The organism is Marinobacter fuscus, assembly GCF_003007675.1.
GTDB classification, from domain to species: Bacteria; Pseudomonadota; Gammaproteobacteria; order Pseudomonadales; family Oleiphilaceae; genus Marinobacter; species Marinobacter fuscus.
This window is the reverse complement of record NZ_PXNP01000081.1, coordinates 1-4,866: the sequence shown is the minus strand read 5'-3', so window position 1 is coordinate 4,866 and position 4,866 is coordinate 1. Positions and strand designations below refer to the sequence as shown.

Sequence of the window (4,866 nt, the reverse complement as noted above, 5' to 3'; positions counted from 1 at the left end):
TAACGCGAAGCACAGCGGCGGCCCGACAGGGGCGTCCGGCGGCCATCAGCCGCGTACTGCTGCGATTTGTTAAGTTTTTGCGCGGTTCTTAATCGCAACAATGGGCATGATGATTACCAAGCTATAGAGAAGCATACCAACAGTAAGAGTAGCAAACTCAAGCAATTCAATACCGCGACCCGGTATGTCGAATACGGTATAACTCCATACTCCGGCACTCACACCAATGACAGAATAGATCAAGCCACGGAAGTACGTTCCAATACCAGCCTTCTTGAGTAACGGCCCTCCAATGAGCGCGATAATTCCAGCGGCAAAAAATATCGGGATCGAGTTTACGACAGCGCTTTCAAGCATGAATTCAATAATGCTGTTCACGGCTTCTCCCTAAACTTAACGCTGAGGTAACCGGCGCCGGAGCGCCAGCGGAGGGAACCGAAAGCGGTACGCTTTTGGCGTCCGGTTGACCGCCTTGTTAATGGCCGTTCACCACCGTGGTTGAGTCAAAACCAAGTGCCGCATACCCTCTCCCGGACAGATTGCACCAATTCGACGGATGGCGAAAGGAACCAGAACGCAAAACCTGCCAGCCCGATAACCGTTTGAGACGGACGGCCCCATGACTGGGGCACGCCATGAATACCAACACCGCTGACCACTTTGGCAACCAAACCAGACGGCGAACTTTCCGGCCTTGGCCATCACCAAAGTGAGCGGGCACTGCAACCAATCCCGATGCCAAGGCCTTTGCACGGCACCAGCCAAAAACCTACAAGTGCCTGGCCATTAAACGTTGCAAATCACCGGCGGCAAAAAGCAGAGCGAGGAACGAGCGGCGCTTTTTGACGTCCGAGTTGATTTGCCTTGTTAGGCATTTTTTCAAATTAGCCCCTTTCTTTCTAACTCGGCTCGTAACTCAAGCTCTGCTTTAGTTACCTTCCCTATCTGCGGTAACGTGGCTAAAAGCTCATGCTTGCCATTTTTATATATGATCCCATGGCTATCCCCACGATAGTGAGGTAGCCAACTGACGTAATACTCAATGGCACTTTGGTTATGAAGCCAGATATATACACCTAGCTGTAAAGCTTCATCGCCAATTATTCCACCAGTTTTGTTATTGAGTTCATCATCACTCAACTCCTGATCAAATAACTCACGAAATTTCTTAGTTAGTTCACAGTATTTATCTTCGTTTGATCTATTCATTTTTCCTGATGTCTAACGAGGCTGTAGAAAAACCCGATTTCGAGTCGTTCCCAGCGCCTGGTTCTTAAAATTGTTTGCCGCGACTATCAACTGATTGATGATCCCACTTTCGATGTTCAGCGAGTCGTTTCGGGTCTTTGCCGCTTCCAGTGCCGGTATTACTTGCATCCAGGGACCATATTTCCCGCACTCTGATCCCTGTTTCATGCCGCCAACTGCCCGTAATTCGCCAGTTTCTCAATATTGTGTACCAGGCAGTATAGCTGCCACTGACCCTGCACTTTCTTTTTGCCACGCAAACTGAAACGGTTCAGGCCTTTGTTCGTGCCAATGTTGCCGAACACCGGTTCCACTACCGACATGCGGTGACTGTAGATTTCCTTGCCCTGCGGGCTGTCCACTCGGTGCTTCATCCAGTCGGTGTAGTTGGGCAGGCGCTTGTTCTCGATAGTGAAAGACACCTGCCTTCCCGAGCCCTTGCGGTGATTAGCAGAAGTGGGATTCTGCATGCACTGGTGTTTCTTCGGGCAGTGCCGGCATTGCAGCAAACGGCCTTCGAAGTGCACGCGGATTTTGCCATTCTCAGCTTCGCGTGTGCCCTGGTAGCTGATGGCGTTGCCCGCCGGGCAGATGCACGTCAGTTTGACCGGATCGAACTGGAATTCACTGGCCGGAATGGTGTTTTTCCGGCCAGTGACCGGTTGGTTCTGATGACGCTTGCCGTACTTGTCTTTCTGGTTCTGGAACTTCGGGTCGCGACTGCGGAATTTGTTGTCCGGCACGTAGCCGTTGATCTGCCGTTCGTGCAGGTACTTCATGTTGGCTTCGTTGGCGAAGCCGGTATCAGCGGTAACGATGGTACCTTGCTGATAAATGTTGTCGGCGATGCCCAGCTTCTTGAAGCGGGCTTCCACACTCTCCAATACCGGTTGCAGAGTGTGGTGTTCCTGGCCTTCGCCAAAGGCCTGGGCGTCGATGATGATCTGGTGCTTTTTATCCACCGTGGCCACGCCGTTATAGCCCTGGATCGTGCCCTTGCTGGTGGTCATCTTGGCGCTTTCGTTATCGGTGATGTTGCTCTTCACTTCCTTGTTCCGTTTCCCCCGGCCCATCCTTGGGCGGTTCGTCTTTAGGAAGCGGTCGACTTTCTTCGCGGCCTCATCCAGGGACAGGATGGTTTTCGCTCGTCGGATATCCCGGTCCAGTTCGGCCTCGGTTTCTGCCTCGTCCCGCTCATAATGGGCCTTGAGATGATGGCGAACCAGGCGTCGCAGCTTGGTGCGTTTCTCTTCCAGCTCCTTAAAGGTGCCGGACCATTCTTTGGCCGCATTCGACGACATCTTGCACCCGTCAATGGCGAAGAGTTCGTTGCCCAGCAGGCCCTGGTCATGGCAGACCAGCAGCACTTGCTCGAACAGCTCTTCGATCTCATTCGAGTGGCTGCTGACGAACTTGGCCAAGGTGGTGAAATGCGGAACCGTATCGCAGGACAGGGCCTTGAAGATGATGTTGGTCTCGCAACACCACTGCATTTCGCGGCTGGAGGTGATGCCCTTGGAGTAGGCAAACAGGATGATCTTGAGCAGGATGGCCGGATCGTAGGCTAACCGGCCAGTGTCTTCGTTGCGGTATTTGGGATGGAAAACTGACAGGTCCAGCTTGTGCTCGATTAGATAGTGCACCGCATGTTCAAAGGTGCCGGGCTGCAACTGCTCCTGGTAGTTGATGACGACCATGGCGTCCTGGTCGTAATTGTAATGCTTGAAGCGGGGCATCTGACCACTCCTTGTCCGTTTACCTGATGCTACCAAAACCGAGGGGGATTTCGGGGTTTTTCTACAGCTTCAACGCTGAGGTAACCGGCGCCGGAGCGATAGCGGAGGGAACCAAAAGCGGTACGCTTTTGGCGTCCGGTTGACCGGCTAGTTAGTGGCAGGATTTTGACACTGCCACTCTCTGACAACGACCACTATGGCTGCCACGTTTCAGAACAGCTCTGCTTTACCCCCACAAAGCTTTACTAAATGAGTCATTGCCTTGGCGACCTTATCCGCGTCTTTTGTCAGCACATTTATAGTAACCTTGCTAATCTTCGGAGCGTCACAAAAATCACCTTCGCATAATATATCATTATACCCATTGGTGGTGGCAATACTTACATACGAAACGCTATTGTTCCCACCTTCCACTTTCACTGATTCTGGATTGACTGATTTTAACGGAATGGTTATTTTGGTATGTTCTTCTACACGCGGTTTCTCTCGCGTGTTGACTCTCATATACGTTATTGTGCAAGGTCCTTTAGAGCCTGAAAAGTAATGGAGATACTTCCATGAATCATTAGGTCTAGATAGACTCCATGAACCATCCATCTTACCTACCAAGAAGTCATACGTCTCCTGTCTTGTCGGACCGTCTGAAGTTACGTTTGATTGAGAATTGCCACTGTTGCGATTTTCGTCGTTTTCATTATCCGAACATCCTACAAAAGTTAATGCTAGAACACAAATGAAGATGATATTTGAACCCGCTATCTTTTTTTTCACTGTTTTTCCCTTATTCTGCGGCTTTATGAGTTTTACCACATTCATAAAACCTACTTACTTACATTCAATATAGTCATATTTTATCTTCGATTTATCCATTCTCTTCTTGGCCAACTTCTTCGCGTTCGATACTTTGTCAGCAGAGACATGAATCATTTTACTTGGACTCCCGTTAACATACGCCCAACACTCATACGACATTGACGCATGTCCTGTTCCACTTAAACTTAACATCAGTAAAATTATTGAGCTAGCAACTAACTTATACATTTCGATTCCTTTTATTCTGGTTCAGATTCAACGTAGACTCCCCTGCTAGAGCAGCTAACGCTAGCGGCAGGGGCGCGACGTGAGGAGCGTCCCTTGACCGCATTTGTTATGGGCAAAAGCAAATCATCTCGCGCCTTGTTTAATTGTCAGACACGGCACTATGCCCATGACCAAAAGGTACTTCAGTATACCTTCTTGGGCTTTATAGCCTTTGGTACTGCTGTTACTGTTTGAATTCACATTCACTGATAACACGTCGGCAGTTTTCATTGTCTTCTTTTTTCAGGAACTGTGTGATACCTGATGCAATCATTGATGAGCAGCTTAATTGTGGCTCCAAGCATTACGGTTTTTCGCACTCTGTCCTTAATCTATAGAAAAGATCCTCCAAGCGCTTAGCCTCTGAAATTGAATGGACTTCAGCCCAACCAGAATTCATCGGATCTTTCAGGTCTTTCCCAGTTCGTTTACAATGTATCATAGGAGTCATATGGTACACTCTACATTGACTTTGGCCGTCGCATTTAAAGTTAATCCCCGGGGTTCTTGCATCGACGCTTACAATGATATTGGAAACATCGTAAGTGTCGTAGTTCACATACCCAGGCCCTCTACAATTATTACGTGCAGCCCGATAGTGATCAATCTTAAACTGACATCCGCTGAAGGAGTATGTAGTTCCATAAGTTTCTCTAACTTGGCTTCTTTCCAATATCTTAACGATTTCCGTTTTTATCTCTTCCAGTTTTTTTTCGGAGCTGTAGCTGTCATTGCAGCCTGCCACAAGTAAAAAAATAAAAGATAATACAAATATTTTTTTCATATTGATCTCCATAACGCC

Annotated in this window: 5 protein-coding genes; all 5 read right to left on the bottom strand. The window is 48.7% G+C overall.

Translation table 11 applies throughout. The features are described 5' to 3' along the window. Positions 1-69: 69 nt before the first annotated feature. A complete protein-coding gene (locus C7H09_RS10835) occupies positions 70-378 on the bottom strand; it encodes a hypothetical protein (RefSeq protein WP_106761488.1) in 309 nt (102 codons plus the stop codon). Between the two features lie 501 nt (positions 379-879). Next, positions 880-1,209 carry a hypothetical protein gene (locus C7H09_RS10830; RefSeq protein ID WP_106762526.1) on the bottom strand — a complete coding sequence of 110 codons (330 nt, stop codon included), beginning with the start codon at positions 1,207-1,209 and terminating at the stop codon, positions 880-882. A 203-nt stretch (positions 1,210-1,412) separates the two neighbouring features. Then, positions 1,413-2,984 carry an IS1182 family transposase gene (locus tag C7H09_RS10825; protein WP_106762525.1) on the bottom strand — a complete coding sequence of 524 codons (1,572 nt, stop codon included), beginning with the start codon at positions 2,982-2,984 and terminating at the stop codon, positions 1,413-1,415. 210 nt (positions 2,985-3,194) lie between these two features. Next, positions 3,195-3,800 carry a hypothetical protein gene (locus C7H09_RS19765; RefSeq protein ID WP_133166227.1) on the bottom strand — a complete coding sequence of 202 codons (606 nt, stop codon included), beginning with the start codon at positions 3,798-3,800 and terminating at the stop codon, positions 3,195-3,197. 568 nt (positions 3,801-4,368) lie between these two features. Beyond that, the coding region (locus C7H09_RS10815) for a hypothetical protein (protein ID WP_206074316.1) at positions 4,369-4,866 on the bottom strand (498 nt) is incomplete at its 5' end.